The sequence below is a fragment of the Phytohabitans sp. LZ39 genome, from assembly GCF_059359075.1.
The window spans coordinates 236,511-263,243 of sequence record NZ_JCADBM010000012.1 but is presented as its reverse complement, the minus strand read 5'-3'; the positions used below and the strand labels follow the sequence as shown (position 1 = coordinate 263,243).

Below are 26,733 nucleotides of genomic sequence, written 5' to 3'. Positions count from 1 at the left end.
GCCGGGCCGCGATGGTTCACTTGACACTGAATCCCTGTTCCGTTCCGTACTTGGCGCTTGCCTGCTGCCAGCTGTTCAGTCCATCTTGGAGCGTCGTGGAGGACACATACGCCTTGCCCACGGTGTCGTTGAAGATGCTGTTGGCGTAGACCTGGAAGGGCAGGTACGACCAGCCGCTGACCACGTCCTGCGCCGACTCGGCGAAGATCTCGTTGGCCTTCTGGCCGCCGAAGTAGGGGAACTCGGTGGCGAGGAACTTCTCCGACTTGAGGTCCGCCGACGTCGCCGGGAAGGCGCCGCCGTCCAGCCGGATCTGCACGCCCTCGTCCACGTTGGCGTACTTCATGAAGCCGTACGCCAGCTCCTTGTTGCCGCCCTTGACCGGCATGGCGAGCGAGCTGCCGCCGTTTTCCGCGCTGGCGTTGCCACCGGCCTGCCACTGCGGCATCGGCGCGACCCGCCACTTGCCGGACGCCTTCGGCACACCGGTGACGAAGTTGGCCGGCATCCAGGCGCCGGTGGCGAGCGTCGCGATGGTGCCGTCGCCCAGCCCCTGGTACCACTGGTCGCTCCACCCGTTGATCGGCGCGAGCAGCTTCTCACTGATCAGCTGCTGCCAGGTGGAGACGAACTCCTTCGAACCGGCGTCGGAGAAGTCGATGGTGACGTTGGTGCCGTCCACCTTGAACGGCTTGCCACCGGCCTGCCAGATGAGGCTGGTGGTGAAGCCGGCGTCGCCCATGTCGCTGGTGATGTACGCCTTCGGGTCGGCCTTGTGCAGCTTGCGCGCCGCGTCGAGGTACTCGGCCCACGTGGTCGGCACCTTGATGCTGTGCTTGTCGAAGACCTCTTTGTTGTAGAAGAGGGCCATCGGGCCGGAGTCCATCGGGATCCCGTACGTGCCACCGGCCGTGTTGACCGACGCCCACGGCCCTGGGGTGAACGTGCTGTTGAGGCTCTCCGCGCCGTACTTCTTCAGGTCGTCGACGGACTTGGCTAGCGCGAACTGCGGCAGCGCGTAGTACTCGATCTGCGCCACGTCCGGCACGCCCTTGCCGGCCGCGATCGCGTTCTGGAGCGCGGTGTACTGGTCGTTGCCGGTGCCGGCGTTGACCAGGTTGACCTTCACGTTCGGGTACTTGGCCTGGAACTTGGTGACGACCTCCTTGAGGGTCGGCTCCCAGGCCCAGACGGTGAGGTTGCCGCCCTTCTCCAGGGCGGCCTGGATGGTGGCGTCGGAGACGGTGGAGCCACCGCTCCCGGCGCCGTCGCCCGAGTCGTCGTCACCGGAGCCGCACGCCGCGAGGGCGAGGAGCGCCGCCGTGGCGAGAGCGGCCATCCGTAAGGGTGTTCTTCTCATGTGGGGTCCCTTCAGGAGTGTCATTGCTTGACGCTGCCGGCGGCCAGGCCCGACTGCCAGTAGCGCTGGAGCAGCAGGAACGCGGCCAGGAGCGGGAGGATCGTGAGCAGCGATCCGGTGATGATGAGGTTGAAGACGGGCTCGCCGCCGGCGGTCTGTGCCTGCTGGTTCCACGAGTTGAGGCCGACCGTGAGCGGATACCAGTCCGGGTTCTTCAGCATGATCAGTGGCAGGAAGTAGTTGTTCCACGTGGCGACCATGCTGAAGAGCAGTACCGTGACGATGCCGGGAGCGAGCAGCGGCAGGCAGATCCGGAAGAACGTGCCGAACTCGCTCGCCCCGTCGACGCGGGCCGCCTCGATCAGCTCGTCGGGGATCGCCTCCGCCGCGAACGTCCACATCAGATAGAGGCCGAACGGCGTGACGAGCGACGGGATGATGACCGCCCACGGCGTGTTGGTCAGCCCCATCTTGCTGAACATGAGGAACGTCGGCACGGCCAGCGCGGTGCCCGGCACGGCCACCGCACCGATGACGACCGCGAAGACCGCCCGCTTGCCCGGGAAGTCGAACTTGGCCAGCCCGTAGCCGCCGAGCACCGCCAGGAACGTCGCCCCGCCGGCGCCGACCAGCACGTAGAGCAGAGTGTTGCCGAGCCAGCGCAGGAAGATGCCGTTGTCGTAGGTGAACGTGTCGGCGATGTTGCTGAACAGCGCGAAGTCGCCGTGGAACCACAGGCCGAACGAGTCGAGGAGGTTGGCCTGCGTCTTGGTCGAGTTGACGAGCAGCCAGACGAGCGGGATCAGGCTGTACACCAGGATGATACCGGTCAGCACGGTGAGGGTGACGCTGCGACGGGGGCCGCGCCGCGCTTTGGCTCGCACCGGCGTCAGCGCCGAGCGGGACCGGGCAAGCGGAGGCCGCACTGAGACGGACATTTTCAACGGGACCTTCCGCGAATGGATAGGAGCCGCGGCCGACCACGACGGCGCTCGACCCGAATTCCGGTTTGGCCTTCCCTCCGCATGCCGCGCAGCTGCACGACGTACGCGATCACCATCGTGATCACGGCCATCACGATCGCCACGGCGGCCGAGTAGTTGTACTGCTGGCCGGAGAAGGACAGCGAGTACGCGTAGAGGTTGGGTGTGAAGTAGGTGGTGATCGCGTTGGGCGCGATGTTTTGCAGGATGGCCGGCTCGTTGAAGAGCTGGAAGCTGCCGATCACCGAGAAGATCGTGGCGATCACCAGCGCGCCGCGGATGGCCGGCAGCTTGATCGCCCGGATGATGCGCAACTGGCTGGCCCCGTCGATCTCGGCCGCCTCGTAGAGCGAGGCCGGCACGACCCGCAGGGCCGAATAGAAGATCAACATGTTGTACCCGACGAACTCCCAGGTCACGATGTTGCCGATCGAGGCGAGCACCAGATCCGGGGAGAGCGGGTCGGGCAGCGTGACGCCGAACGCGTCGTTGATGTTGCCGATGAGGCCGAAGTTCGTGCCGTACATGAAGCCCCACATCAGCGTGGCCACGACGGCCGGCACCGCGTACGGCATGAAGATCGTGATCCGGAAGAAGCTCTTCCCGTACAGCCGGCCGCTGTCGATGGCGAGCGCGACCAGCAGGGCGAGAAACAGCATGATCGGCACTTGGACGGCGAGGAAGAGCGCCACCCGGCCGAGCGCGGACCAGAACTGAGAATCCTGGAGCGCCTGCGTGTAGTTGTCGATCCCGACGAAGGAGTTGCCCCCGATGAGGCGGTTGCGGAAGAGGCTGAGGTAGATCGCGTACCCGATCGGGGCGAGGAAGACGAGCGCGAAGACCGCCAGGAACGGGCCGATGAAACCCCAGCCCACCAGCGATCTCCGCCGCGCGACCCCGCGCCCGGTAGCGACCCTCGCCACTGCCATGTGAACCCCATATGTCAGGCCTGGATGTTTACGCAAACACCCAGCTCACAGTCTTAGCCCGCTAATGATGTTTACGCAAACATTACGCGGTGATAGTGTCACCGCCGTCAAGCGATCGTCAACCCCGACTCTCGGAAGGCTCCGCCGGTGACGGAACAGAAGCCGCCACCGCGCCAGCGACCCAGGCGCGGTGTGTCGATGGCGGACGTCGCGCGGCTGGCCGGCGTCTCCGCACAGACCGTTTCGCGGGTCTCCACCGGCCACCCCGGCGTGGTCGGCTCGACCCGCGAGCAGGTGCTCGCCGCGATGAAGCAGCTCGGCTACCGGCCCAACAGCGCGGCCCGGGCACTCAAGCGGGGCGAGTTCCGCACCATCGGGGTCATCCTCTTCACGCTGGCCACCACCGGCAACAGCCGCACGGTCGAGGCGATCGCCAACCACGCCGCCGACGAGGGGTACGCGATCACGCTGATCCCGGTCGCCTCCCCCACCCAGGACGGACTGCTCGGCGCTTTCACCCGGCTCGGCGAGCTCGCCGTCGACGGCGTCATCGTGATCATGGAGGTGCACCTCCTCGACGCCGCGACGGTCATCCTGCCGCCCGGCGCCCAGGTCGTGGTGGTCGACTCCGACGCCGGCGACCGCTACACGGTGGTCGACACCGACCAGGCCGACGGGGCCCGGCAGGCCGTGCGCCACCTGCTCGACCTCGGCCACCACACGGTCTGGCACCTGACCGGGCCGGCCGGGTCGTTCGCCAGCCAACGCCGGGCGGACGCGTGGCGCGCGATCCTCACCGAGGCGGGCCGGCCCATCCCCGAGGTGCGGCACGGCGACTGGTCCGCCGAGTCCGGCTACCGCGCCGGCATGGAGCTGGCCGCCGAGCCGGAGTGCACCGCGGTCTTCGCCGCCAACGACCAGATGGCACTCGGCCTGCTCCGCGCCTTCCACGAGAAGGGCCGCCGCGTCCCCGACGACGTCAGCGTGGTCGGCTTCGACGACATCCCGGACGCGAGCTCGTTCATCCCGCCGCTGACCACCGTGCACCAGGACTTCGCGGCGGTGGGCCGGCTGTGCGTGCAGGCGGTGCTCCGGCAGATCCGCCACGAGATCACCGAGCCGGGCACGGCGCTCGTGCCCACGCGACTGGTGGTCCGGGCGAGCACCTCGCCACCACCCCGCGCCTGACACCCGCCCCCTCCGGATCCTGTTAGGACGGAGATTCGAGCTACCGCGATGTCCGTCGTGGTCCATGCCGTTGCTCCCGCGGCCTCGCCCGTCCGCCGCTGGTCACGCCCACCCCTCCGGGAGTGAGGGCTTGTCCACAATGTCCGCACCGAATCGACGGCGAGGTCAAACAGCGGGGCTTCGCCGCCATCGGCAACAGCCGCGAGGCACGCTCGCCGCCGACCCGCGCGCTCTCCGGCGGGAGCGGCGGTCCGCGGCTGACACGGACCCGGGCAAGCTCCAACTCGAGGCCGAAAGATCTCTAGAGAGCTTCGGAGTCAGGGTCGCCGCGGTCTCGGAAGCTCGATGCCGTCGTTGTCCTTGCCGCCGCGGGCGCGGCCATCGGAGTCCTGCCGCGCACGGTTCGTTTGTCCACAATGTCCCTTGCCGGGGCGACGAGCACCGGACCGGACAGAGGCAATGTCACCACGAGTAACCGCCCCAGCGGGTGTGGACCGCGCCCGATGCCAGATCTTGGAGGGTTAGGGCGCTATTTCAACCCCAACTCTCCAAGATCTCAAAGCCCGGCTCCCGACGCTCGTGACGCTGCGTCAGGATGTCGTAGGTAAGGGCTTGTCCCGCGGAGCTGGCAGTGGACGGCCGGGGATTTCGGCTCGCCCCGCGAGCCGCCGGCCGGGAACGGTGCCCGCGGGAGCAAGCGGTCCGCAGCTGACGCGGAGGCGGGCAACTATCTCTGTACGGTGTACAATATTGAGCATGAAGATCACCTCCTCGGCCGTCTCGCTCAATGTCGACGACGTCAGCGCGTCCAGTAGCTTCCTGGTCGAGCACTTCGGGTTTCGGGAGGCGATGGCCGCGGACGGGTTCGCCTCACTCACCCGTGACGACGCGGGGATGAACGTCGTCTTCCTGCGCCGCGGCCTCGAGACCCTCCCCGCCGACCAGCGGGACGACCACGCGCGCGGGCTGATCCTCGCGTTCGTGGTCGACGACCTGGAGGGTGAGCTGGCCCGACTCCAGGCCGAGGGCGTCACGATCACCATGCCGCTCACCGCCGAAGAGTGGGGCGAGCGGGCCTTCCAGGTGCGCGACCCCAACGGGGTGATCGTGCAGCTCGTCGACTGGAATGGGCCGGTCTGATCGATCACACCCGGCGGCGGGCATCCCGCGCCGCCGCCGGGTGGTTGCACCGGGTATGAAGATCGGAATTATCGGCTCCGGCAACGTCGGCGGCTCGCTCACCCGCCGCCTCCAGTCCCTCGGCCACGAGGTCACGGTCGGCAACTCGCGCGGTCCCGAGACGATCGCCCCACTCGCCGCGGAGACCGGCGCCACCGCCGGCACCGCGCGGGAGGCGGCCGAGTCCGGCGACCTCGTGGTGATCGCGACCCCGGTGCGCGCGGTCCCGGACCTGCCCGCCGAAGCCCTGCGCGGCAAGGTCGTCATCGACGCCGACAACTACTACCCGCAGCGCGACGGCCCTATCGGCCCGCTCGACGACCGGTCGGCGACGTCCAGCCGGTGGACCGCCGAGCATCTGCCCGGCGCGACGGTGGTCAAGGCCTTCAACACGATCCAGGCCGGACACCTGCTGACGGACGGCCGTCCCGCCGGCGACCCGGCCCGCATCGCGCTCCCGGTCGCCGCCGACGACGTGGACGCCAAGCGCAGGGTGATGGGGCTTGTCGAGGAGCTCGGCTTCGACCCGATCGACGCGGGCGGTCTCGACGACAGCTGGCGGCAGCAGCCGGGCACACCCGTGTACACCACCGACCTCGACGCGGCCGGCGTGCGCGACGGCCTCGCGGCTGCCCGCCGGTAGGCCGCCGGCGTGACCGGCTTGCTTGTATCCTCCTCGCGTGATCCGCACGTCCCGCCTGCTCGCGGTCGCCGCGTTGACAGTTGCGCTCTGCGCCTGCTCGGGCGGCGACCCCGAGTCTGAGTTGACCCGGTCGACGGCCGGCCCGCCGGCGACGACCGAGCCACCCTCTCGCCTCACCCTGTTGCAGCGACCGGCCGGCGAGGCGCCGAAGATCCGGATCCTCGACGTCGAACCCGCCGGCGCGTGGTCCTGCGACAACTGCGCCGGCGACGGGCAGACCAGCAACGGCCGGCTCTCCACCGCGCAAAACGACGAGCTCCGTCGCTTGCTGGACGGTGCGGCGTTTCGCGAGGAGGCCGAGCAGGCACGGCGTTACCGCCTCACGTGCACCGACGCCCTCGTCTACACCTTGCGGCTTGGGATGAGCGCCATCACGACGGCCGATTGTCCGGGCGAGCAGCGCCCGCCGGTGACCGGCGCCATCCTCCGCCTCCTGGCCGACGCGACACCGGTCGAGGTCGCGCCCTAGAAATGGGTCGGCGTTCCCGAGCGCGGCGGTGCTACCGTACCGCTGCTTGAGAGGAGTGATCGTGCCCAGGCTCAACCAGATAATCGCGGTCGAAAAGGGCGTCAAGAGCAAGTCGTTCGCCGATCTGACCGAGGCTCACCACGCCGTGCAGAAGACCGCGCCGCTGGCGGGCATCTCGCGCACCTACCAGCCGAAGGACGAAGAGGGCGAGCAGCTGCCGGCCGAGTCGACCCGCGTGCAGATCAAGACGGAAGAAATCCTTCGCCAGGTCGCGACCACGCTCACCCGCCTCTTCGACGTTACGGCCACAAAGGACTGGACCAACTGCGTCGCCCGGGCCGATGTCGTGGTCGACGGCCAGACCATCGCCACCGGCGTCCCGGTGTCGTACCTGCTGTTCCTGGAGAAGCAGCTCGTCGACCTGCACACGTTCGTCAAGAAGCTGCCGGTCCTCGACGCGGCCGAGACGTGGGTGCGCGACGACTCGACCGACAGCTGGCGCACCGAGCCGGTGCGCACCATCCGCACCAAGAAGGTGCCGCGCAACCACGTCAAGGCCGAGGCCACCGACAAGCACCCGGCCCAGGTCGAGGTCTACTACGAAGACGTGGCCGTCGGATACTGGACGACCGTCAAGTTCTCCGGAGCGCTGCCGGCCAAGCGGGTCAACGAGATCCTCGAACGCGTCGCGGCGCTACAGACCGCGGTCAAGTTCGCCCGTGAAGAGGCCAACAACGCGGAGGCCGTCGACCAGCGGGTCGGTGCGGCGGTATTCGGCTACCTCTTCGGGTAGCCGTCATGGATGCCCCTGTGGGAGCGCAGGGGTGCGCCGAAGGGCGTGAAGCTGAAGGTGAAGCCGAAGCTGACGACGTGGTCCAGTGCAGGTTCGATCCCTGTCCCCGGCACTCGCGCCGGGGTAGCCCAATTGGCAGAGGCAGCCACGGTAAATCTCAGACTCTCGCTCCAGCCTCAGCATTCGCCACCGAACGCCAGGTCGAACGGACGCCCGCGGTGACCGTCGGATGCTGGTTCAACTCCAGCTCGCCCCTCCAACGTGGGGCGATAGTTTAAAGGCAAAACCCGATGTCGTAACGGATGACGAGCGTCCTTTAAACGTGCTGGCGCGCGCAAGTCGGTGGCACACTGAGGCCCGGGGATTGGATATATCCCCGGGCCTCGCCACGCGAGCCGCCCGTCGAGTCAGCCGACGAGCTTGATCAGAGCGAGCGTGGGCCGGAGCACCGCGTCGCGGGCCGCCGGGTCTGCCCCGAGGTCGCGGTAGGCCACGGCCGCCACCCCCAGCAGGTGGGCGACCGCCGCCCACTCCTCGCCCGCGACGCCGTGCCGCTCGGCGCGCCGCAGTCGCCGCTCCAGGTCGGCGGCGGTGCGGGCCGGGATGCGACCGGCGGCGGCGTACTCCCCCACCAGCTCCCGGACGTCCGTGTACCAGGCGGGATCGCGGGTGACGTCACGCGGCACGTAGCCGGCCCGCACCGCGGCGCGGGTGGCGGCGACCGACTTGTCCACATAGGAGCGCAGGTTCGGGTACAGGATGGCGAGCTGGGCGTCGGTCAGCGGCAGCGAGCTGCCGTCGAGGAAGCAGAAGCCGGGGCCGGTGTTGACGCCGCTGTTGACCCGCAGTGCCGCCTCGTGCTGCGCCAGCCGGATGCCGCCGAGGGCGAGGCCCAGGCCGTCCCGCGCGATACCCGCCGCGGTCGTCTGGATCTTCGGGGCGGTCGGCGGCTGCTCGCCGTACGCGACCCAGTCGACCGTGTGGTCGTACACCGCGCCCTGCACCATGTGCTGCGGCACCCGCGACAGCGACGGGAGCGTGCAGTTCTGCGGCTCACCGGGGTAGCCGCCGGGGTACGTGCCGATGTCCCGCTTGCGCAGCGGCCCGTAGTCGGTGATGAGCTTCCAGTCGCCGTGCGACGCGCCGGCCACCTCCCAGGCCCGCAACACCGGCGAGTCGGCCTGCGCCCGGGCCGCCGCGGAGAGGATGCCGGTGGCGACGTCGCCCTCCGAGTTGATGCGAAAGACCGGCGCCGCGAGGTCGGTGCGGAGCACCCCACCGCCGCCGTGCAGGACGACCGCGTCGACGACGTTCGCCAGCGGCTGGATCCCGTTGTAGTAGTTGGCCAGGCGGCCGGCCGACTGCGAGTGCCCGGTCGCGATGACGTAGCTCGGCTTCGGCAGCGAGCCGAGCGGGTCGACGCCGGCCGGCCGGCGCACCGCCTTCACGGCCTGGCTGAAGACGTCGTAGGACAGGGTGTCGTCCAGGATCGTGCCCCCGGCGGTGAGGTCGAGCGAGCCGTAGCGGGCCGGGCTCCACGCCTTCAGGCCGGTGGCCGAGTGCAGCCCGGCGCGCTGGGCCGAGATGCCCACCCAGGCGTACCCCTCCTGGATGAGATGCTCGTGCGTCTGGAACCAGTCGACCTCCTGGTCCCACTGGTTGCTCACGTTGTACCACTCCGCGATCACCACGCCGTTGAACTTCTTCGCCGAGGCCGGCCGCCGCACGACGATGCGCGTGCTGTACGCGTGCCCCGTGCTGGTCACGGCCGCGGTGGACGTGCCACTGGTGGCGTACCGGGTCGCGGTGCCGGAAATGAGGTACTCGCGCTCGACGTAGCCCGCCGCGGCCAGGTCGACGTCGGTGGCGAGGAAGGGGTAGCCGTGGGCGGGATCGCCGACGGGCGAGGTGTTGGCGACCGGCCCGCTGACCGCCGGGTCGGCGACGCTCGCACCGGTCGCGGTGGAGGGGCGGGGCCGGTGCGGGCCGGCACTCGCGGGTGTGGCGAGGCCAATGGGGACGGTCAGGGCGCCGGTCACGGCGAGCGCGACCAGACGTCGGCGGTACGTAGGCAGGACAGACACGACTCACCTCAGGTGAAGGTCATGTCCCAGCGCCGCCGACACCGGGCCGGTGTACACAGTGGCAGGCGCGCGGACGGGTGCCACCTCGTGTCACGCCTGCGGCCCGAGGCTACCAACGACGGCGCCGCCCTGGCTAGATCAGATCTCCGCCCGGCCGGCGCCGTGTCTAGAGACCTTTTGGAGTCGGGGTTCGCGAGCCTGGCCACAACCGGCCGTCCACTGCCAGCTCCGCGGGACAAGCCCCTACCTACAACATCCTGACGCAGCGTCACCAGCTGCGGGGTCGGGCTTTGAGATCTAGAACGGTAGGGTTGAAATAGCGCCCTAACTCTCCAAGATCTCGCACCGGACACCGTTCACGCCACCGCGGCGGTTACTCGCGGTGACGGCGCATCTGTCCGGTCTGTTGCCCGCCGCTTCGGCACGGGGCATTGGGGACAAACGAACCACGCGCGGGGTGAGCGTGACCAGCGGCGGACGGGTGAGGCCGCGGGAGCAGCGGTCTGGACCACGACGGACATCGCGGTAGCTCAAATCTGCCTTTGAATCGAGCCCGAGACCGCGGCGACCCTAACTCCGAAGGTCTCTAGATCGCGGCGGCCTTGGCGACCTTCCACTCACCGTCGACCGGCACCATCGTGAGCACGACCCTGTTCTGGTCCACCTTCTCGCCGGCCGTGTTCACGTTGCGCCGGTACTGGTTGAGGTAGAGCAGCAGCTCGACCTCGTCGCCGCCGGCCTCCACCACGCCGGTCGAGGAGACCTCGGCCACCACGACCGCCTGCTCCTTGACCGCGGTGTCCTTGAGTGCCGCCGTCGTCTGCGCGTACTCGTCGGCGAAGCCGCCGGTGACGAAAAGCCTCCCGTTGGCGACGCTCGCGTCGAAGGTGCGGTAGTCGTACGAGAAGATCGCCTTCGCGGCCGGCGCGGCGGCGGCGAGTGACTGCTTGACGGCGGTCTCCCGCTGGTTCGCGCGGTGGTGGCTCCACCAGGTGGCCCCGGCCGCACCCGCGGCGAGCGCGGCCGCGACTGCGAGCGCGGGCACGAGCTTGAGTCTCATGTGGACCCTCCTCATCCGACGAACTGGAGTCGGGAGACAAGCCAGGCATCGCCGTCACGGGTCACGTCCACCTGGATCCGGTAGTGCGACGGCCGTCCCTCGGGCGCCTTGACGTTCTTCACGGTCGCGTCGACCGCGACGAGCACCACCGCGGAGCGGCGGTCGCCGGAGACCAGCCCGGCGCGGAGCACGGTGCCGGTCGACTCCACCTTGTTTTCCACGATGGCGGAGCGCACCTGGGCCTGGCCGCGCACGAACTCGTCCTTGAACTCGCCCGTCGCGCCGGCCACGATCCGCTGGAGGTCACGGTCCACACTGGACGCGCTGACCGAGACGAAGTTGACGGCCGTCTGGCGGGCGGCGGCGAGGGCGGCCTCGTGCGCCTGGTCCAGCGCGCGGTCGCCGTACCAGCGGTAGCCTCCGAGGATGGCGGCGGCCAGGGTGGCCGCCAACACCACGCAGGCCACTATTGGCGCGCGATGGGAGCCGCGGCCGCGCACGGCGGAGCTGGACCCGGATTCCGATTTGGATCTCCATGGTGGACGCCGGCGGACGACGGGATTTTCCAGGACCGGCTCCTCGTCCAGGCGGCCGAGCAGCTCTACCGGATCCTCCTCCACGCGGGGGATCCGGCGCACGACCGCCCGGCGGCGGGTCGCGGTGCCGCCGGTACCCTTCACCAGCTTGAGCGTGCGCTCTTCGCGCGTGGGCATGGGATGCCTCCCTGACGAGAAGTGGCTACGGAGCCAGGCCAGCAAGGAGCAACTGCTTCCAGGACTGGTCACCGGCGAGCGCGCCCTGGCCGCCGGTCGCGCCGAAGCGCAGCGGGCTGCCGTCCGGCGCGGTGACCAGCCCCGTGCCGGGGTCGTAACCCGCGACGGGATCGGGACCGCCGGGCCGGGGCGCGTTACCGGTGCTGCGCACGCCCGAGCCCCGCGCCCGATCGGCGGCGGTGCATTTCGCGGACGTGCCGTACTTGCAGGACGGCGGGTCGTCGATGTTGACGACCAGCCCGAGGTGTGCGGTGCCGTCGCCCGGCGTCACGGTGAAGCCGCCGCTCACCGCCAGCGGGTACACGACGAGGATCTGCTCGATGCCGGGCAGCCGGCGCGCGGCGACGCCGCCCGTCGACACGAGGTTGCCGAGCAGCGTGCCGATCGTCGGCTCGAGGTCGCGCAGCAGGGTGACGAGCTCGGCCGCGGCCGGCGGTGTGACGGTGAGCAGCCGGCGCAGGTCAGCGTCGGATTCGCGGAGCGTGGCCGACAGCTTGGCGAGCCCGTCGGCCCACTCGCGGATGGCGCCGGCCGACTCCGCCTGCGTGGTGAGCACCGTGCGGCCGTCACGGATGAGGGCGACGGTCTCCGGCAGGCTCGCCGCCGCGTCGGTCAGCAGCGCGTCGCTGGCGTCGAGGATCGTGCGCAGCGCGGTCTCGTTGCCCTCGAACGCGGTGCCGAGCTCGTCGATGACCACCGCGAGGTCGTCCGGGTCGACCGAGTGGACGAGCGCGTCGAGGTTGGCCAGCAGCGTCTCGGCGGCGATCGGGGTGCCGGTGCGGTCCCGCGGGATGACCGAGCCGTCAGTCAGGTACGGGCCGGTGTCCCGCTCCGGGCGCAGGTCGAGGTACTGCTCGCCGACCGCCGAGCGCTGCGTCACGACGGCGCGGAGCGCGTCCGGCACCCGCACGTCGCGCCCGAGCCGCAGGTCGACTCGCACGCCGTCGCCGTGCAGCCGCACCGCCGTCACCCGGCCGGCGGGCGAGCCGCGGTAGGTGACCGGTGCGTTCGGGAAGATGCCGCCGGCCTCCGCGAAGTCGGCGTGCACGATGTAGCCGCGGCCGAGCAGCCGGTCGCCGAGGCCCACGTACCGCACGGCGACGTAGGCGATGCCGACCACGCTCACGACGAGGAACGCGAGCACCTGGAGCTTCGTACTCGTCTTGATCATGGCTAGCCTCCCCCGCCGAGCAGGTCGCCGACCCCGCCGACGATGCCCTCGACGGCGCCGGTGACCGGGGAGAGCAGGCACTGCACGGTGAGGATCGTGCCGGCGGCGAGCTTGGTGCCGGCCGGAAAGACCGTCCCTTGTGGCAGCAGCCCGTTCTTCGGCACGACGAGGGCGCCGAGCGGCACCGGCGAGCCGGGCGCGAGCAGCGTGCACCCCTCGGGCAGCTCGCACTCCTTCGGCGGCACCCATCCCGGTGGGATGATCCCGTCGAGCGGGAGGCAGAGCGGCGGCAGCTGGCCCGGCAATGTCGGCGTCGTCTTCGAGCCCGGCTTCGGGCGCGCCTTGGACGAGCCGCCGCCCGACGGGGCGGACGGACTCCGCGCGCTCGACGAGGCGGGCGTGGGCGCGGCCACGACCAGGTTGGACAGGATCGTCGCGGCGTCCAGGTCGGCGGTGATGGAGAGGTTGACGAAGTCACCGACGATCGCGCCGGTGACGTTCGGCGGAAACGGGTAGGAGAGCATGAAGTCCAGCGACTTCGGCAGCGCGTCGCCGGCCTCGGCGAGCTTGTCGAGGATCGGCTGGAGCGCGCGCAGGCTGGCGACCGTGTCGTCCTTGCTGGCCTTGACGACCCGCGCGCCGACCGTGCCGAGCTCGCCCAGCGCGTTGAGCGCGGCGGTGAGCTGCTCGCGCTGCTGGGCGAGCACGGTGATGCCCGGACCGAGCGCGTCGAGCGCGTCGCCGATGACCGCCTTCTGCTTGTCGAGGCGGCCGGTCAGCCGGTCCAGTGCCTCGATGGCGCGCACCAGGTCGGCCTTCTGCTTGTCGAGGCCGCCGACGAACGCGTCGAGCTGCCGGAGCGCGGCCTTCGCCTCGGCCTCACGGCCGTCGAGCGCGGTGCCCAGCTCCTGGTTGATGGTCTTGAGCTGGGCCAGGCCGCCGCCGTTGAGCAGCAGGCCGAGCGCGGCGAGCACCTCCTCCACCTCGGCGCCGCGCTTGGTGCGCACCAAGGGGATCGTGGCGCCGTCGGCAAGCGTGCCCCGGGCCGCCTCGGTGGTGGGCGCGGAGACGGCGACGAACTTCTCCCCCAGCAGGCTTGTCTGGCGGACGGCGGCCGTGGCGTTCGCGGGCAGCTTCACGTCGCGGTCGATGCGCAGCCGCACCTTGGCGGTCCAGCCGTCGAGCGAGATGTCCTCGACGCTGCCGACGGTCACGTCGTCGACCTTCACCGCGGCCTGCTTGACGAGATCGAGCACGTCGGCGAACTCCGCAGTGACGCGGTAGCTCGGCCCGGACGGCGCGCCGCCGGGCAGCGGCACGTCGGCGAGGCTGGGCAGGCCGCACCCGCCGGCCAGCATGGCCAGCGCGAGCACTCCGGGCGTCAGGATCCTCATCGCAGTATCCCGCCGAGTGTGCGGTCCACAGTGGATGGCGGTTCCGCCGGTGCCGGCTGCGGCTGGGGCGCGGCGGGCTTGGCCGCGGGTGGCAGCTTGAGGAGCTTGCGGAGCTGGTCGGTCATGGGCAGCTTCTTCGCCTGGAGGGTCTGCGCGAGCTTGAAGCACTTGTCCGACACCTTCGCGGCGGGCAGCAGGTCGACCATCAGCGAGCAGACGAAGCTCGCGGGGTCGTACGGGCCGAGTACGTTGTCGCGGGTGTCCAGGGTGCCGGACCGCGGGTTGTACGCGAGGTTGAGATTGGACAGTGCGAGCGGCGCCACGTCGAGGATCTCGATGAGCGACCGCTGCTGCCGCACGAGGATGCCGGTCACGTCGGCGAGCGCGTCCACGTTGGACTTCAGCGCTTCCCGATTTTGGTTGACGAACGTGGTGACGTCGGCCAGCGCGGTCGCCAGGTTGCGCAGCGCCGCGGCCAGCTCGTCGCGCTCACCGGCCAGCTGCTGCGCGACGCCGGCCAGCTGCGCGTTGAACGAGCGCACCTGCTGGTCGCTGCGGGCCAGCGCGGTGGTGAACTGCTGGAGGTTGCCGACCGTGCCGAAGAGGTCCTGCCGCCCGTCGGAGAGCGTTTCGAGCGCGCGGGAGAGGCCGTCGAGCGTCTCGCCGAGTGCGGCGCCGTTGCCCTCCAGGTTGGCGCGGCCTACGGCGAGCAGGTCGCTCAGCGCGCCGTCCTTGTTGGCGCCCCGCGGCCCGAGCGCCCGGTTGAACTCGTCGAGCGCCTGGTAGATCTCGTCGATCTCCATCGGCGCGGCGGTGCGCTCGACCGGCAGCTCGGCGCCGTCGGCCAGCGCCTGCCCGCCGTTGTACGCGGGGGTGAGCTGCACGTACCGGTCGCTGACCACGCTGGGCGGGACGATGACCGCCTGCGCGCCCGCCGGCACCCGCCACTCGCGGTCGTAGCGCATCTCCACGCGCACCGTGCGCCCCTCGGGCCGCACCGCGACCACGTGTCCGATGCGGACACCGAGGACGCGCACGTCCGAGCCGGGGTTGACGCCGACCACGCGGGCGAAGTGGGCCACGAGGCTCCGCTCCGGCTCGTCCTGGACGACCGCGCAGGCCGCGACGGCGACCACTGTGGACACCGCGAGCGCGCCGACCGCACGCCACCGCATCAGCCACCCCCGACCGTCGGCTGGTAGGGCTGGAGCAGGCCGCGGACGTACGAGTCGAACCAGCGGCCGTTGCCGACCACGTTCGCGAAGGCGTTGACGAACGGCGCCATCCCCTCGATGGTCTTGGTGAGGTCGTCGCGGTTGCGCTGGAGGATGCCCACGACGCCGCGCAGCTGGTCGAGCGCCGGCTTCAGCCGCTCCCGGTTGTCGGCGACCAGGCCGGAAAGCTCCTTGGCCAGCTGGTTGGTGCCGACCAGCAGCTCGTGGATGGCGTCCCGGCGGCGGCTGACCTCGCGCAGCAGCGCGTCTCCGTCCGCGACGAGCTTGCGAAACTCCTCGTCCCGCTCGGCGAGTACGGCCGTGACGGTGCGCGCTCGGGCGAGCAGCGCGCGCAGCTCGGCGTCGCGGCTGGCGATGGTCCGCGAGAGCCGGGAAAGCCCGGAGAGCGAGGTCTCCACACTGGACGGCGTGTCCGCGAAGGTGCGGGCGAGCGTGGTGAACGCCTCGCCGAGCTGGGCGGAGTCGATCTCGTCGACGGTCTCGGCGAGCCCGGTGACCGCCTGGATCACGTCGAACGGCGACGCCGTGCGGTCGAGCGGGATCTCCGCGTCTTCGGGCAGCAGCCCTTGGCCGGAGGGTGCGAGCGCGAGGTACTTCTGGCCGAGCACGGTCTTGATGCGGATCGTCGCGCCGGTCCGCTCACCCAGGCGCACGCTTCCGTCGTCGAGGCGGAAGCGCACCCGCACGTACGGGCCGGCCGGGCCGCGCGCCAGACCGACGTCGGTCACCTTGCCCACGCGCACGCCGGCCACGCGTACCTCGTTGCCCGGTGCCAGCCCGCTCGCGTCCCGGAACGCCGCCCGGTAGGCGGGGTCGCCGATCGACGTGATGCCGTCAAGCTGGAACGCGGCCGCCACGAGCAGTGCGAGCACGGCGAGGCTAACCGCGCCGGTGATGCGGGGATGCCGCTTCATCGGGCACCTCCCGACGTGTCGCAGCGGGCCGCGGGCGAGTTCAGGGCGGCCGGCGTGACCGAGCCCGCGCCCGGCAGCGTGACCCGGCCGTCGAAGTCGCAGAGGAAGAAGTTGAACCACGAGCCGTACGACGCGACCCGGGTGAGCGACTCGTACCTGCCCGGCAACGAGCCGAGCGTGCGGTCGATGACGTCCTCGTTGCGGTTGAGCGTGCCGGCGACCTGCTCCAGCGCGGCGACGTCGCCCTTGATGGCCGGGCGGGCGTCGGTCAGCAGGTCGGCTGTCGCGCCGGTCAGCTCGCCGAGGTTGGCGACCGCCTGCCCGATCGCCTCGCGGTCGCCGGACAGCCCACTCACGAAGCTCTGGAGCTGGGTGATGGTGGTGTCGAGGCTCTCGTCGCGATCGGCCAGTGTGGACAGTACCCCGTTGAGGTTGGTGACCACCCGGCCGATCACCTCGTCGCGGTCGGCGAGCGTGTTGGTCAGCGAGGCGGTGCGCCGCAGCAGGCTGGTCACCGTCGGCCCCTCGCCCTGTAGCACCTGGATGATCTCGTACGCCAGCTTGTTGACGTCTTCCGGTGTGAGCGCGGTGAAGAGCGGCCGGAAGCCGTTGAACAGCGTGGTGAGGTCGAGCGCGGGCGTGGTCCGGGCCAGCGGGATCAGGCCACCGGCGGGCAGCGGTCGCCCGTCGCCGGGGCCCTCGGCGAGCGCGATGTACCGCTGGCCGACGAGGTTTCGGTAGCGGATCTTCGCCCGGACGCCGTCGGCGAGGGGGATGTCCTCGTCGACGGTGAACTCCACCTCGGCCACCGTGTTGTCCGCGACCCGGATGCCCTCCACCTGGCCCACCCGGACGCCGGCGATGCGCACGTCGTCGCCCTCCAGGAGCCCGGTGACGTCGGTGAACCGGGCCTTGTACGCGGTGCCGCCACCGGAGAGCGAGCCGAGCGTCTGCGCCAGCATCGCGGTCAGCAGCATCGTCACCGCGGCGAACGCGACAAGCTTGACCAGCGGAGCCCGCCAACTCATGGCCGTCCTCGCTTCGCTGCGGGCGGCCACGAGCCTCTCAGCACACTCTGCCTGATGATTCGCTCGCTTCGCTCGCTCATGGTGCGTTCACCACCGCTCCGCGCAGCAGCGGGCCCCACAGGAGCACCGCGATGTCGGGCACCTCGACCGGCAGGAGGCCGGTGACCGCGCTGACGATCGGCTTGATGAGGTCGCGCTCCTCGGCGGTGCCGGCCGAGCCCATCTCCGGCGCGTCCGGCGGGCGGGTGCCGGCGGCCGCCTGGGTCGTCGAGGGCAGGCCGATCGGCAGCTTGGGCGACGTGCGGTCGCCGCCGTAGTCGTACCCGTCGTTGATCGGGTGCTCAGGCGCCGGCACGCGCGGGTTGGGCAGGCCGTAGCACTGTGGACCGTTGCCCGCGCCGTACACGGGCTCGTCGCGGCCCCGCTCGTACTTGCCGCCGTCCTTGGTGATCTCCAGTGTGATGTGGAACTTCCCGCCTTCGAACGTCTCCTCCACGCGCGGCTGGAGCGCCACGAGGCCGCGCATCAGGCACGGGTACTCCGGCGCGTAGGTGGCCAGCAGCTCCAGCACCGGCCGGCTCACGTCGCCGAGCCGGATCAGCTGGTCGTCGTGGCGGTCGAGGAAGAGCCGGGTGGTGTCGGCGGCCGCGGTGGCGCTGGCGAGAAAGGCGGCCAGCTCCGCCTTCTGGTCGACCACCGTGTTCGCGGTGACCGTGACGTCGCGCAGGATCGAGAGCAGGTCGGGCAGCGCCGCGTCGTACGCGTCGACCACTGTGGACAGCTTGCGCACGTCGTCGGCGATGACCGGCATCTCCTTGTTGAGCTCGCCGAGGTAGTCACCGGTGCGCACGAGGGTCTGGCCGAGCCGCTCGCCCCGCCCGTCGAGCGCGGCGGCGAGCGCGCCGAGCACCGCGGCGAGCCGGTCGGGGCGGATCGACTGGAGCAGCGGCAGCGCCTCGTCGAGCACCCGCTCCAGCTCGACGCCGTTCCGGCTGCGGTCCTGGGTGATGACGGCGCCGTCCCGGATCGGCGGGCCGGTGCCGCCGAGCAGCGCGACGTAGCGCTCGCCGAAGAGCGTCTTCGGGAGGAGCCGCGCGGTCACGTCGGCCGGCACCTGCCGGGCCAGCGCCGGGTCGAGCGCGAGGCGCAGCCGCGCTCCCCGGCCGTCGCTGTCGACGGAACGCACGTCGCCGACGACCACGCCGCGCAGCTTGACGTCGGCGCCGGGGCTGAGCTGCATGCCGGCCCGCTCGGCGTCGAGCGTCACCCAGGTGACCGGGGTGAACACCTTGCGGTACTGGAGTACCGAAGCGGTGAGCGCCGCCACGAGGAGCAGCACGAACGCGATGCCGAGAATACGATGTCTCATCCCGCTATCCGAACCGTCGTCGTGGCGCCCCAGATGGCGAGCGAGAGGAAGAAGTCCACGATGTTGACCGCGACGATGGAGAGCCGCACCGCCCGGCCGACCGCCACGCCCACGCCGGCCGGCCCGCCGGTGGCCGTGTAGCCGTAGTAGCAGTGCACCAGCACGATGATGACCGCGAAGACGAGCACCTTGAAGAACGACCACAGCACGTCGACCGGCGGCAGGAACAGGTCGAAGTAGTAGTCGTAGGTGCCCGCCGACTGTCCGAAGTAGAAGACCGCGATCGTGCGGGTGGCGAGGTAGCTGGAGAGCAGGCCGATCACGTACAGCGGGACGACGGCGACGAACGCGGCGATCATCCGGGTGGTGACGAGGAACGGCAGCGACGGCACGGCCATCACCTCCAGCGCGTCCACCTCCTCGGAGATGCGCATCGCGCCGAGCTGCGCGGTGAATCCACACCCGACCGTCGCGGAGAGCGCGAGCGCGGCCACCAGCGGGGCGATCTCGCGGGTGTTGAAGTACGCCGACACGAAGCCGGTGAACGCGCTGCTGCCGATCTGGTTGAGCGCCTGGTAGCCCTGGAGCCCCACCTCGGTACCCGTGAAGAAGGTCAGGAAGCAGATGACGCCGACGGTGCCGCCGGCGACGGCGACGGCGCCCTTGCCGAAGCTCACCTCGGCCAGCAGGCGCACGACCTCACGCTTGTAGCGGCGGACGGTGCGCGGCGTCCAGGCGAAGGCCCGGAGGTAGAAGGCGAGCTGCGCGCCGAGCGTGTCCAGCACGTCACGCCCCCTTCTGCGGGACGACCTGGAAGTAGATCGCCGTGATCACGAAGTTGAGCGCGAAGAGCAGCATGAACGTGATCACCACGCTCTGGTTGACCGCCTCGCCCACGCCCTTGGGACCGCCTTTGGCCGTCATCCCCTTGTACGAGGCGACGAGCGCCGCCACCGCGCCGAAGACGAGCGCCTTGATCTCCCCGACGACCAGGTCGGGTAGCTGGCCGAGGGCCTGGAAGCTGGCCAGGTACGCGCCCGGCGTGCCGCCCTGGAGCACGATGTTGAAGAAGTAGCCGCCGCCCACGCCGACGACGTTGACGAGGCCGTTGAGCAGCACCGCGACGAGCATCGAGGCGAGCACGCGGGGCACGACGAGGCGCTGGATCGGGTCGATGCCGAGCACCCGCATCGCGTCAAGCTCTTCGCGGATCTTCCGCGCGCCCAGGTCGGCGCAGATCGCGGAGCCGCCCGCGCCGGCGATGATGAGCGCGGTCACGATCGGGCCGGCCTCCCGCACCACGGCCAGCACCGAGGCGGCACCGGTGAACGACTGGGCGCCCAGCTGGCGTACCAGAGAGCCGAGCTGGAGCGCGATGACCGCGCCGAACGGGATGGAGACCAGCGCGGCCGGCAGGATGGAGACCGAGCTGATGAACCAGGCCTGCTGGACGAACTCGCGCACCTGGAACGGCCGGCGCGGCAGCCCGCGCAGGGTGTCGAGGCTGAACGCGACGAAGTTGCCGGTAGCGGTGATCATCGGACACCTGCCGCTTGGAACGACCCGGCCGGCGGCTCCACACCGTTCGCGATGCACCAGGCTCCCGGCGGGTGCTCGGCCGCGCGCGGCAGGCCGTTGGAGGGGCGCAGCTGAAACGGGATCGGCGGAAGCGGCGGAAGCTCCACACCGGCCTCCGCCTCGGCCCGCAGCTCGTCGGCGTCCTTCTCCTCGGCCATCCCGATCGGGCCGACCCGCTGCGCGTTGAGGAACTGCCGCACGACCGGCTCGGTGCTGGAGAGCAGCATCTCCCGCGGCCCGAACATCGCCAGATGCCCGTGGTAGATCAGGCCGATGTTGTCCGGCACCGTACGCGCGGTGTTGATGTCGTGCGTGACGATCAGGAACGTCGCCTCGGTCTGCTGGTTGAGGTCGATGATGAGCTGGTTGAGGTAGGCCGTGCGGACCGGGTCGAGGCCGGAGTCCGGCTCGTCGAAGAGCACGATCTCCGGGTCGAGCACGAGGGCCCGGGCCAGGCCGGCGCGCTTGCGCATGCCGCCGGAGATCTCGCCGGGCAGCTTCTCCTCGGCGCCGACGAGCCCGACCATCTCGAGCTTCTCCCGCACCACGTCCCTGATCTGCGACTCGGTGCGGCGGGTGTGCTCGCGCAGCGGGAAGGCCACGTTGTCGTAGATGTTCATCGAGCCGAAGAGCGCGCCGTCCTGGAAGAGCACGCCGAAGAGGCGGCGCACCTCGTAGAGCTTGCGCTCGGAGAGCCGGGTCAGGTCGTGTTCCGCGATCCAGATGGACCCGCGATCCGGCCGCAGCAGGCCGACGAGCGTCTTCAGGAAGACCGATTTGCCGGTGCCGGACGGGCCGAGGAGCACCGAGATCTCGCCCGCGGGCAGGGTCAGGCTCACGTCCGACCAGACCGGCTGGCGGCCGAACGACTTGGTCAGCCCCTCGACCCGCACCTCGACTCCCACGTCTGTTGCATCGCGGCGGCGCCGGCGGGCGTAACAACCAATTTCTTCCGGTGGCCATTCGGGCTGCTCACCGGTACGGTGCTGGAGTTAACCCCCGGGTAACGAAGGTGCTCTCCCCACGTCATGACGGCAACGATCGATCCGGAGCTCGTCGCTCGCGCCGCCAAGCGCGACTCCGCGGCGACGTCCGCCCTGCTCGCGGCGCTGCGCCCCGGCCTGGTCCGGTACTGCCGGGCGCGGCTGGGCCGCATCGGCGGCGCGTACACGACGGCCGACGACGTCGCGCAGGAGGTCTGCCTCGGCGTGCTGCGCGCGCTCCCGCGTTACCGGGAGGAGGGCCGGCCGTTCTCCGCTTTCGTGTACGCCATCGCCGCCAACAAGGTCGCCGACGCCCAGCGCGCCGCGATCCGCGACTCGTCCGCTATGTCCACCTCCGCGGAGGTGCTCGACCGCCCGGACGCCGCGCCCGGCCCCGAGCAGCAGGCCGTCTCCACCGACCTCGCCCGGCGCCTCTCCGCGCTGCTCGACCGCCTCCCGCAGGCACAGCGCGAGATCATCCTGCTACGCGTCGCGGTCGGGCTCCCCGCCGAGGAGGTCGGCGAGGTCATGGGCATGTCGGCGGCGGCGGTCCGGGTCGCGCAGTCCCGCGGGCTGGCCCGGCTGCGTACGCTGGCCGGGAGTGCGCTCGACGAGGTGAGTGCGGCATGACCGACCGAGGCAAGGCCGAGCAGCCGGTATCGGTGGCGCAGATCGCCGCCGACGACCGGCTGCTGGACGCGCTCGGCCGCGGCGAGCCGGTCGACGACGACCTGGCCACCGACCCCGCGGCGGCGATGCTGGCCGCCTGGCGCGCCGACCTCGACGCCGACGAGGTCTTCCTGGACGAGCCGGTGTCCGCTCCCCCGCTGCCCGCCGGCGACCCGCGGCGCAAGCGCCGGCTGGTCCAGGCGATCCTGGGCGCCGCGGCGGCCGCGGTGTTCGCGGTCGGGCTCGCGATCACCGCGCATCAGGCCCAGCCGGGCAGCGTGCTGTGGCCGGTGTCCAAAGTGGTCTATCCGCAGCGCGCCGAGGTCAAGGCCGCGGAGAAGGCGATCGCGGACGCCCGCGAGGCGCTGGCCGAGGGCCGTCCGGCGGACGCGCGGTCACTGCTGGCCACGGCCGCCGAGCACATCGCCCGCATCGACGACCGCGACACGGCCGCGCGCTTGCGGGCGGAGGTGGACGCCCTCCTCAGCACGCTGAACGCCGCCACCGCGCCCCCGCCGGCGGCCACCACCCCGGCACCCGGCACGTCCACGCCGCCACCCTCACCGCGCACCAGCCCGCCGGGCTCGTCCGGGGGCACAAAGCCCGCACCCCCGCCGGAGGGCGGCGATCCCGCCCCGGAGCCGTCGACGTCGTCGGGCGGGCTGCTCCCGGACCTGCCCCTGCCGACCCCGCTGCTCCCGCTCCCGCCGCTGCCACTCCCGACACTGCCCCCGATCCTCCCCGGCGGCGACTGACCCGGGCGTCAGCGGTGGCCGAGCATCGGCGCGACCGCCCACCGACGCGCCGCGACGGCGCCCGCGGCCAACGCGCTGGCGACGATCGTGGCCTCGATCATGAGCACCGGCGTGGCGGTGTTGTAGTCGACCAGCGACGCGAACCCCATCGTCACCGGCACCACCAGCGCGCCGGCCACCGGCACCGCCACCGCGGTGGCGGTTACCGTGCGCTCGCGCACCGGGTCGCCGCGCATCCCCCGATCGATGGCGATGAGGACACCGGCCACGAACACCACCGCGCAGAGGCTGTAGCGGGTGACCAGATCGAGCTCCAGCGGCACCAACCACCACCGCCAGGCGAGAAACCAGGCCACGACCACGCCCGGTGCCGCGCCGACGAGCCCGGCGAGGAGCAGTCGGCGGTACTCGAACGACACAAGGCGGACGCCCGCGCTGGTGGCCAGGTCGCGCGCGAACGTGGTCAGCTCGTCGGGATCGATCAGCCGGTCGGGAGGCACGCCGTCGGCGGCGGACGCGACCAGCTCCATCCGGAGGTCGTCGCGGAGCGCGGCCCGGTCTTCCGCCAGCACCCGCATCCGGCGCCACTCCCGGTCGGCGCGGCCGAGGACGCGCTCGATCGCCGCCTCGTCCCGGTCACCTCTTGGCTGCTCCATGACCCCTCCCGGCCAGCGTGGCGTCGACCATCCCCGCGAAGTCGGACCACTGGCGGGCCCAGCTGTCGAGGGCCGCCCGGCCACTGTCGGTCAGCTCGTACACCTTTCGCGGTGGGCCGGTGGGGCTCGTCCGCACCTCGTCGGCGACCAGGCCGAGCCGGCGCATGCGGGTCAGCAACGGGTAGACCGTGCCGTAACCGACGCCCTCGACGCCGGCCTCCTCCAGCCGGCGGACCACCTCGTAGCCGTGCGCCGGCGCCTTGGCCAGCAGGGCGAGCAGGCACATGTCGAGCACGCCGCGGAGCAGCTGGGTGCGCCGCTCGGCCGACTCCTCGGCACCGTTCGCAGCTACCATGCCACGCATAATACCGGCGGTACTAGGCGCCGCCTAGTAGGAACTCGAAGTGGGCGGCTAGCGCTTGGGCCACTGCCAGGCGGGCTGGTCGAAGCGCCCCTGCCCGGCCACACGGGTCTCACCCAGGTCCTTGACCAGCTCGATCCGCACCAGGTCCGGCTCGTCGTGGGTCAGCGCGTCGATCAGCGGGCGGCTGTGGCTGACCACCACCACCTGGGTACGCGCCGCGCCGCCCGCGATCAGCGCGGCCAGGGGCCGGATCAGCTCGGGGTGCAGGCTCGTCTCCGGCTCGTTGAGCACCAGCAGCGCGGGCGGGCGCGGGGTCAGCAGGGCGGCCGTCCACAGTAGATAGCGCAGGGTGCCGTCGGAGAGCTCGGCGGCGCCGAGCCCGCGCAGCAGGCCGGGCTGGCGCAGCCGCACCTCGAAGCGCCCGCCCTCCACCTCGATCTCCAGCCGGCTGCCGGGAAACGCCGCGTCGATCGCGGCGTCCAGCGCCTTGCCCTCCCCGATCTCCCGGATCGTCTGGAGCGCGGCGGCCAGGTCGCCGCCGTCGTGGCCGAGCACCGGCGTCCGCGTACCTACCCGCGCCTCGCGCGCGGGCGCGCCGGCGTCGGTGCGCAGCTGGTCGTAGAAGCGCCACGACCGCACCCGCTCGCGGAGGGTCAGCAGCTCGGGCGCGCGCTGCGGGTCGGTGTACTCGCTGAGCATGCTGTCGAACGGCCCGACCGCGTCCGGAAACGCCGACCAGGCGCGGCCCTCGCGGATCCGCAGCGCGGTGCCGGCCCGGTCGACGAGCTGCGTCGCCGACCGCAGGATCGGCCCGGCCCAGACCACCTCCCGCTTGACCTGGGGGTCCAGCCGGAAGGCGGACTCACGCGCCTCGTTGGGCAGGCCGAAGTCGATCGCGTATCCGAGGTCCTCGCCGCCGAAGCCCAACTTGAGGCTGATCGGGCCGCGTCGCACGGTGCCCTCCACGGGGTACTCGCCGGCCCGCACCGCCTTGCCGATCGTCGCCGGGCCGGCCCACAGCGTGGAGGGAAGCCCGCCCTCGCGGGCCAGCGCGGCCACGGCGCCGTTGCGGGCGGAGTCGGCGAGCAGCCGCAGCGCCCGGTACAAGCTGGACTTGCCGGTGCCGTTGGCCCCGGTCACCACGGTGAGCTGGCCGAGCTCCACGACCAGGTCGCGCAGCGAGCGGTAGTTTTCCACGGCCAGGGTGCCGATCACCCCGGCCACGCTACCGAACGGCGGGCGGGCCCACGTACCGCCAGGTGACCCCGTCCTCGGAGAGCCAGGCGCCCTTCGAGAAGGGGTGGCCGCTCTGCGCGTACCCGCCGGGGACCTGGACCGCCGCGCCACCGGGACCGGCGGGCAGCGCCCGGACCGTCGTACCGCCGTCCACGCTCTCCAGGAGCAGCGCCGGCTGGCCGCCCTCGGGCCCGGCCTGGATCAGCAGGCGGCCGCCCGCGCCCATCGCCGCCGTGATCGACCGCCCGCCCACGTCGTACCGCGCGGGCATCGCCGTCCACGTCCGTCCGCCGTCCACCGTGCGGTGGATCCGCAGCGTGCCGCCGACCCGGCCGACCGCGTACACGGTGCGGCCGTCTTCGGTGGCGACCGCGACCGAGCCGAACCCGCTCTCGGAGGAGACCAGCGGCTCCGTGAACGCGTGCCGCTCCCACCCGCGCCCACCGTCGCGGCTCCACTCCACGACGCTCCCGACACCGGTCAGGTGACCGTCGGCCGCCGTGTCGGTGCCCGTGTACCCGCTGACCCACAGGCCCGCGGACGGCGGCAGGCCGCCCGCCACCCGCGGCTGGGAGAGCCCTCGCTGCGGTACCGACACCACGTCGCCGGTCGCCGGGTCGGCCGCGACGATGCGCTCGATGAAGGGAAGCTCGTCCAGTACCACCCAGCCGTCCGGTATCGCGGCCACCTCGCGCGGCTCGATCTCGCGCCAGGTCACGCCGCCGTCGGCGCTCGCGTGCCAGGTCTGCGCCGGCGGGAAGCCCGCGGCCTTGTCCGCCTGCGACCTCGCCACCAGCGTGTGCGGCCCCACCGCCCGCAGGTCGATCAGCGCGCCTCCCCCCGCGACGGGCAGCGAGGTGCTCCGCCACGTCGCACCGCCGTCCGCGGTGGCGGCCACGAAGTTGGGGCAGTTGACGCCGCGGCACTCGTTCCAGCGGATGTACATGTGGTCGAGGTCGCCCACGACCATCGCGCCGTACCGGAGCCCGCCGGCGGCCGGATCCGGCGTGAACGGCGTGGAGGGGCCGAACGGCGGCGTCGTGGCGACCCCGCCCCCCGGCCCGGGTGCGGGCGCCCCGTCGCCGGCCAGACCGACCGCGGCGCCACCCACCCCCACGGCCGTGACGACGAGGGCCGCGCCGGCCACCCGCACCCGCCGCTGGCGTCGCGCGTGCCGCCGGACCACGTCGGCGAAGTGCGGCTTGAACGCGGTCTCGGCGGCCCGCCCCAGCCCGTCGAAGTCGATGTCAGGCATGGTCGTTCTCCAATCGGTCCACTCAGGAGGGTGCTTGGCGGCTGGGCGCCGGCTCGTCGTCGAGGTGACCGGCGAGCGCCCGCCGCCCGCGCACGAGGCGGGTCTTCACCGCCTCGACCGAACACGCCAGCGCACGGGCGACCTCGGCCACCGGCAGATCGGCGATATGGTGCAGCACGACCGTCGCACGCACGTCGCGCGGCAGCCGCTGGAGCGCGGTCACCAGCGCCACGTGGTCGGGCGACAGCCCGTCGACCTGCCCCGGCGGCCGCTCCACCCGCCCGCTGCGCACCAGCCGGTCGAAGAGCACCCGCCGCCGGTGGCGGGAGCGGGCGAGGTTCATCGCCACGGTCCGCAGCCACGCCTCAGGGTTGTCCACCTGCCGCAACGCCCGCGGCCGCGCCAGCGCCCGGACGAACGCCTCCTGCACCAGGTCCTGCGCCTCGGCGAAGTCACCGGTCAGCGCGAACATCTGCGCCACCAACCGCCCGGCCGAGACCGCGTACACCTCCCGGACGTGCTCCCGATCGTCCACCCTCACCCCCGTCACGGCTGCGTCATTGGTACGACTCCCGAGCCACCCGCCAGGTGACACGCGGCTTCTT

At 71.5% G+C, this 26,733-nt stretch carries 27 protein-coding genes and 1 tRNA gene; 8 read left to right on the top strand and 20 right to left on the bottom strand.

What is annotated here, in order from left to right; all coding sequences use genetic code 11:
• Positions 1-16 precede the first annotated feature (16 nt).
• The 3 genes from AC5L36_RS23890 to AC5L36_RS23880 all read right to left on the bottom strand — a co-directional run bounded on the left by AC5L36_RS23890 (position 17) and on the right by AC5L36_RS23880 (position 3,272).
• The gene (locus AC5L36_RS23890; RefSeq protein WP_441219695.1) at positions 17-1,360 is read right to left on the bottom strand and encodes an ABC transporter substrate-binding protein; all 1,344 of its coding nucleotides are present in this window, start codon (positions 1,358-1,360) and stop codon (positions 17-19) included.
• Positions 1,361-1,380: 20 nt separating this feature from the next.
• Positions 1,381-2,196: a carbohydrate ABC transporter permease gene (locus AC5L36_RS23885; protein WP_441219693.1), complete on the bottom strand. Its 816-nt coding sequence runs from the start codon at positions 2,194-2,196 to the stop codon at positions 1,381-1,383.
• 104 nt (positions 2,197-2,300) lie between these two features.
• Positions 2,301-3,272 carry a carbohydrate ABC transporter permease gene (locus tag AC5L36_RS23880; protein ID WP_441219691.1) on the bottom strand — a complete coding sequence of 324 codons (972 nt, stop codon included), beginning with the start codon at positions 3,270-3,272 and terminating at the stop codon, positions 2,301-2,303.
• A gap of 198 nt (positions 3,273-3,470) precedes the next feature.
• Here AC5L36_RS23880 and AC5L36_RS23875 point away from each other — a divergent pair, with 198 nt between their 5' ends.
• The 6 genes from AC5L36_RS23875 to AC5L36_RS23850 all read left to right on the top strand — a co-directional run bounded on the left by AC5L36_RS23875 (position 3,471) and on the right by AC5L36_RS23850 (position 7,863).
• Entirely contained in the window at positions 3,471-4,460 is a 990-nt protein-coding gene (locus tag AC5L36_RS23875; RefSeq protein WP_441219689.1) for a LacI family DNA-binding transcriptional regulator, read from the top strand.
• Between the two features lie 756 nt (positions 4,461-5,216).
• Positions 5,217-5,600, top strand: coding sequence for a VOC family protein (locus AC5L36_RS23870; protein ID WP_441219687.1), 384 nt, complete (start codon positions 5,217-5,219; stop codon positions 5,598-5,600).
• A 55-nt stretch (positions 5,601-5,655) separates the two neighbouring features.
• The gene (locus AC5L36_RS23865) at positions 5,656-6,282 is read left to right on the top strand and encodes an NADPH-dependent F420 reductase (protein WP_441219685.1); all 627 of its coding nucleotides are present in this window, start codon (positions 5,656-5,658) and stop codon (positions 6,280-6,282) included.
• A gap of 37 nt (positions 6,283-6,319) precedes the next feature.
• Entirely contained in the window at positions 6,320-6,811 is a 492-nt protein-coding gene (locus AC5L36_RS23860) for a hypothetical protein (protein WP_441219683.1), read from the top strand.
• Positions 6,812-6,872: 61 nt separating this feature from the next.
• Complete coding sequence (locus AC5L36_RS23855; RefSeq protein WP_441219681.1) at positions 6,873-7,604, top strand: DUF7873 family protein; 732 nt, start codon at positions 6,873-6,875, stop codon at positions 7,602-7,604.
• A 120-nt stretch (positions 7,605-7,724) separates the two neighbouring features.
• Positions 7,725-7,863 (top strand) — tRNA-OTHER (locus tag AC5L36_RS23850).
• Between the two features lie 148 nt (positions 7,864-8,011).
• Here the strand turns inward: AC5L36_RS23850 and AC5L36_RS23845 are convergent.
• The 12 genes from AC5L36_RS23845 to AC5L36_RS23790 all read right to left on the bottom strand — a co-directional run bounded on the left by AC5L36_RS23845 (position 8,012) and on the right by AC5L36_RS23790 (position 21,115).
• Complete coding sequence (locus AC5L36_RS23845) at positions 8,012-9,688, bottom strand: alpha/beta hydrolase domain-containing protein (RefSeq protein ID WP_441219679.1); 1,677 nt, start codon at positions 9,686-9,688, stop codon at positions 8,012-8,014.
• Between the two features lie 586 nt (positions 9,689-10,274).
• Positions 10,275-10,748 (bottom strand): hypothetical protein, encoded by a 474-nt coding sequence (locus AC5L36_RS23840; protein ID WP_441219677.1) that lies wholly within the window; start codon positions 10,746-10,748, stop codon positions 10,275-10,277.
• Positions 10,749-10,759: 11 nt separating this feature from the next.
• Positions 10,760-11,461 (bottom strand): Rv1363c family protein, encoded by a 702-nt coding sequence (locus AC5L36_RS23835; RefSeq protein WP_441219675.1) that lies wholly within the window; start codon positions 11,459-11,461, stop codon positions 10,760-10,762.
• A gap of 25 nt (positions 11,462-11,486) precedes the next feature.
• The gene (locus tag AC5L36_RS23830; RefSeq protein ID WP_441219673.1) at positions 11,487-12,692 is read right to left on the bottom strand and encodes an MCE family protein; all 1,206 of its coding nucleotides are present in this window, start codon (positions 12,690-12,692) and stop codon (positions 11,487-11,489) included.
• 2 nt (positions 12,693-12,694) lie between these two features.
• Positions 12,695-14,086, bottom strand: a complete 1,392-nt coding sequence (locus tag AC5L36_RS23825; RefSeq protein WP_441219671.1) for an MCE family protein — start codon at positions 14,084-14,086, stop codon at positions 12,695-12,697.
• The gene (locus AC5L36_RS23820; RefSeq protein WP_441219669.1) at positions 14,083-15,261 is read right to left on the bottom strand and encodes an MCE family protein; all 1,179 of its coding nucleotides are present in this window, start codon (positions 15,259-15,261) and stop codon (positions 14,083-14,085) included. The genes AC5L36_RS23825 and AC5L36_RS23820 overlap by 4 nt, the downstream gene beginning before the upstream one ends.
• Entirely contained in the window at positions 15,261-16,235 is a 975-nt protein-coding gene (locus tag AC5L36_RS23815) for an MCE family protein (RefSeq protein ID WP_441219667.1), read from the bottom strand. The genes AC5L36_RS23820 and AC5L36_RS23815 overlap by 1 nt, the downstream gene beginning before the upstream one ends.
• Positions 16,232-17,263 (bottom strand): MCE family protein, encoded by a 1,032-nt coding sequence (locus AC5L36_RS23810; protein ID WP_441219665.1) that lies wholly within the window; start codon positions 17,261-17,263, stop codon positions 16,232-16,234. Before AC5L36_RS23810 ends, AC5L36_RS23815 begins: the two co-directional genes overlap by 4 nt.
• Positions 17,264-17,339: 76 nt before the next feature.
• Positions 17,340-18,632 carry an MCE family protein gene (locus AC5L36_RS23805; RefSeq protein ID WP_441219663.1) on the bottom strand — a complete coding sequence of 431 codons (1,293 nt, stop codon included), beginning with the start codon at positions 18,630-18,632 and terminating at the stop codon, positions 17,340-17,342.
• On the bottom strand, positions 18,629-19,417 hold the full coding sequence (locus AC5L36_RS23800) for an MlaE family ABC transporter permease (RefSeq protein WP_441219661.1): 789 nt from the start codon (positions 19,415-19,417) through the stop codon (positions 18,629-18,631). The genes AC5L36_RS23805 and AC5L36_RS23800 overlap by 4 nt, the downstream gene beginning before the upstream one ends.
• Position 19,418: 1 nt before the next feature.
• Positions 19,419-20,171: an MlaE family ABC transporter permease gene (locus AC5L36_RS23795; RefSeq protein WP_441219659.1), complete on the bottom strand. Its 753-nt coding sequence runs from the start codon at positions 20,169-20,171 to the stop codon at positions 19,419-19,421.
• Positions 20,168-21,115: an ABC transporter ATP-binding protein gene (locus AC5L36_RS23790; RefSeq protein ID WP_441219657.1), complete on the bottom strand. Its 948-nt coding sequence runs from the start codon at positions 21,113-21,115 to the stop codon at positions 20,168-20,170. Before AC5L36_RS23790 ends, AC5L36_RS23795 begins: the two co-directional genes overlap by 4 nt.
• A 123-nt stretch (positions 21,116-21,238) precedes the next feature.
• On the opposite strand from AC5L36_RS23790, the gene shbA reads away from it, so the two are divergent.
• Complete coding sequence (gene shbA, locus AC5L36_RS23785; RefSeq protein ID WP_441219655.1) at positions 21,239-21,823, top strand: RNA polymerase sigma factor ShbA; 585 nt, start codon at positions 21,239-21,241, stop codon at positions 21,821-21,823.
• A complete protein-coding gene (locus AC5L36_RS23780) occupies positions 21,820-22,617 on the top strand; it encodes an anti-sigma-D factor RsdA (protein ID WP_441219653.1) in 798 nt (265 codons plus the stop codon). Before shbA ends, AC5L36_RS23780 begins: the two co-directional genes overlap by 4 nt.
• Before the next feature lie 8 nt (positions 22,618-22,625).
• Here AC5L36_RS23780 and AC5L36_RS23775 read toward each other — a convergent pair whose 3' ends face one another.
• The 5 genes from AC5L36_RS23775 to AC5L36_RS23755 are packed head-to-tail and all read right to left on the bottom strand — an operon-like array spanning position 22,626 to position 26,663.
• Positions 22,626-23,273: a hypothetical protein gene (locus AC5L36_RS23775; protein ID WP_441219651.1), complete on the bottom strand. Its 648-nt coding sequence runs from the start codon at positions 23,271-23,273 to the stop codon at positions 22,626-22,628.
• A complete protein-coding gene (locus AC5L36_RS23770) occupies positions 23,254-23,628 on the bottom strand; it encodes a PadR family transcriptional regulator (RefSeq protein WP_441219649.1) in 375 nt (124 codons plus the stop codon). Before AC5L36_RS23770 ends, AC5L36_RS23775 begins: the two co-directional genes overlap by 20 nt.
• A 57-nt stretch (positions 23,629-23,685) precedes the next feature.
• The gene (locus AC5L36_RS23765) at positions 23,686-24,852 is read right to left on the bottom strand and encodes an AAA family ATPase (protein WP_441219647.1); all 1,167 of its coding nucleotides are present in this window, start codon (positions 24,850-24,852) and stop codon (positions 23,686-23,688) included.
• A gap of 10 nt (positions 24,853-24,862) precedes the next feature.
• Positions 24,863-26,128, bottom strand: coding sequence for a WD40/YVTN/BNR-like repeat-containing protein (locus AC5L36_RS23760; protein ID WP_441219645.1), 1,266 nt, complete (start codon positions 26,126-26,128; stop codon positions 24,863-24,865).
• A gap of 22 nt (positions 26,129-26,150) precedes the next feature.
• On the bottom strand, positions 26,151-26,663 hold the full coding sequence (locus tag AC5L36_RS23755) for a sigma-70 family RNA polymerase sigma factor (RefSeq protein ID WP_441219643.1): 513 nt from the start codon (positions 26,661-26,663) through the stop codon (positions 26,151-26,153).
• Positions 26,664-26,733: the final 70 nt, after the last annotated feature.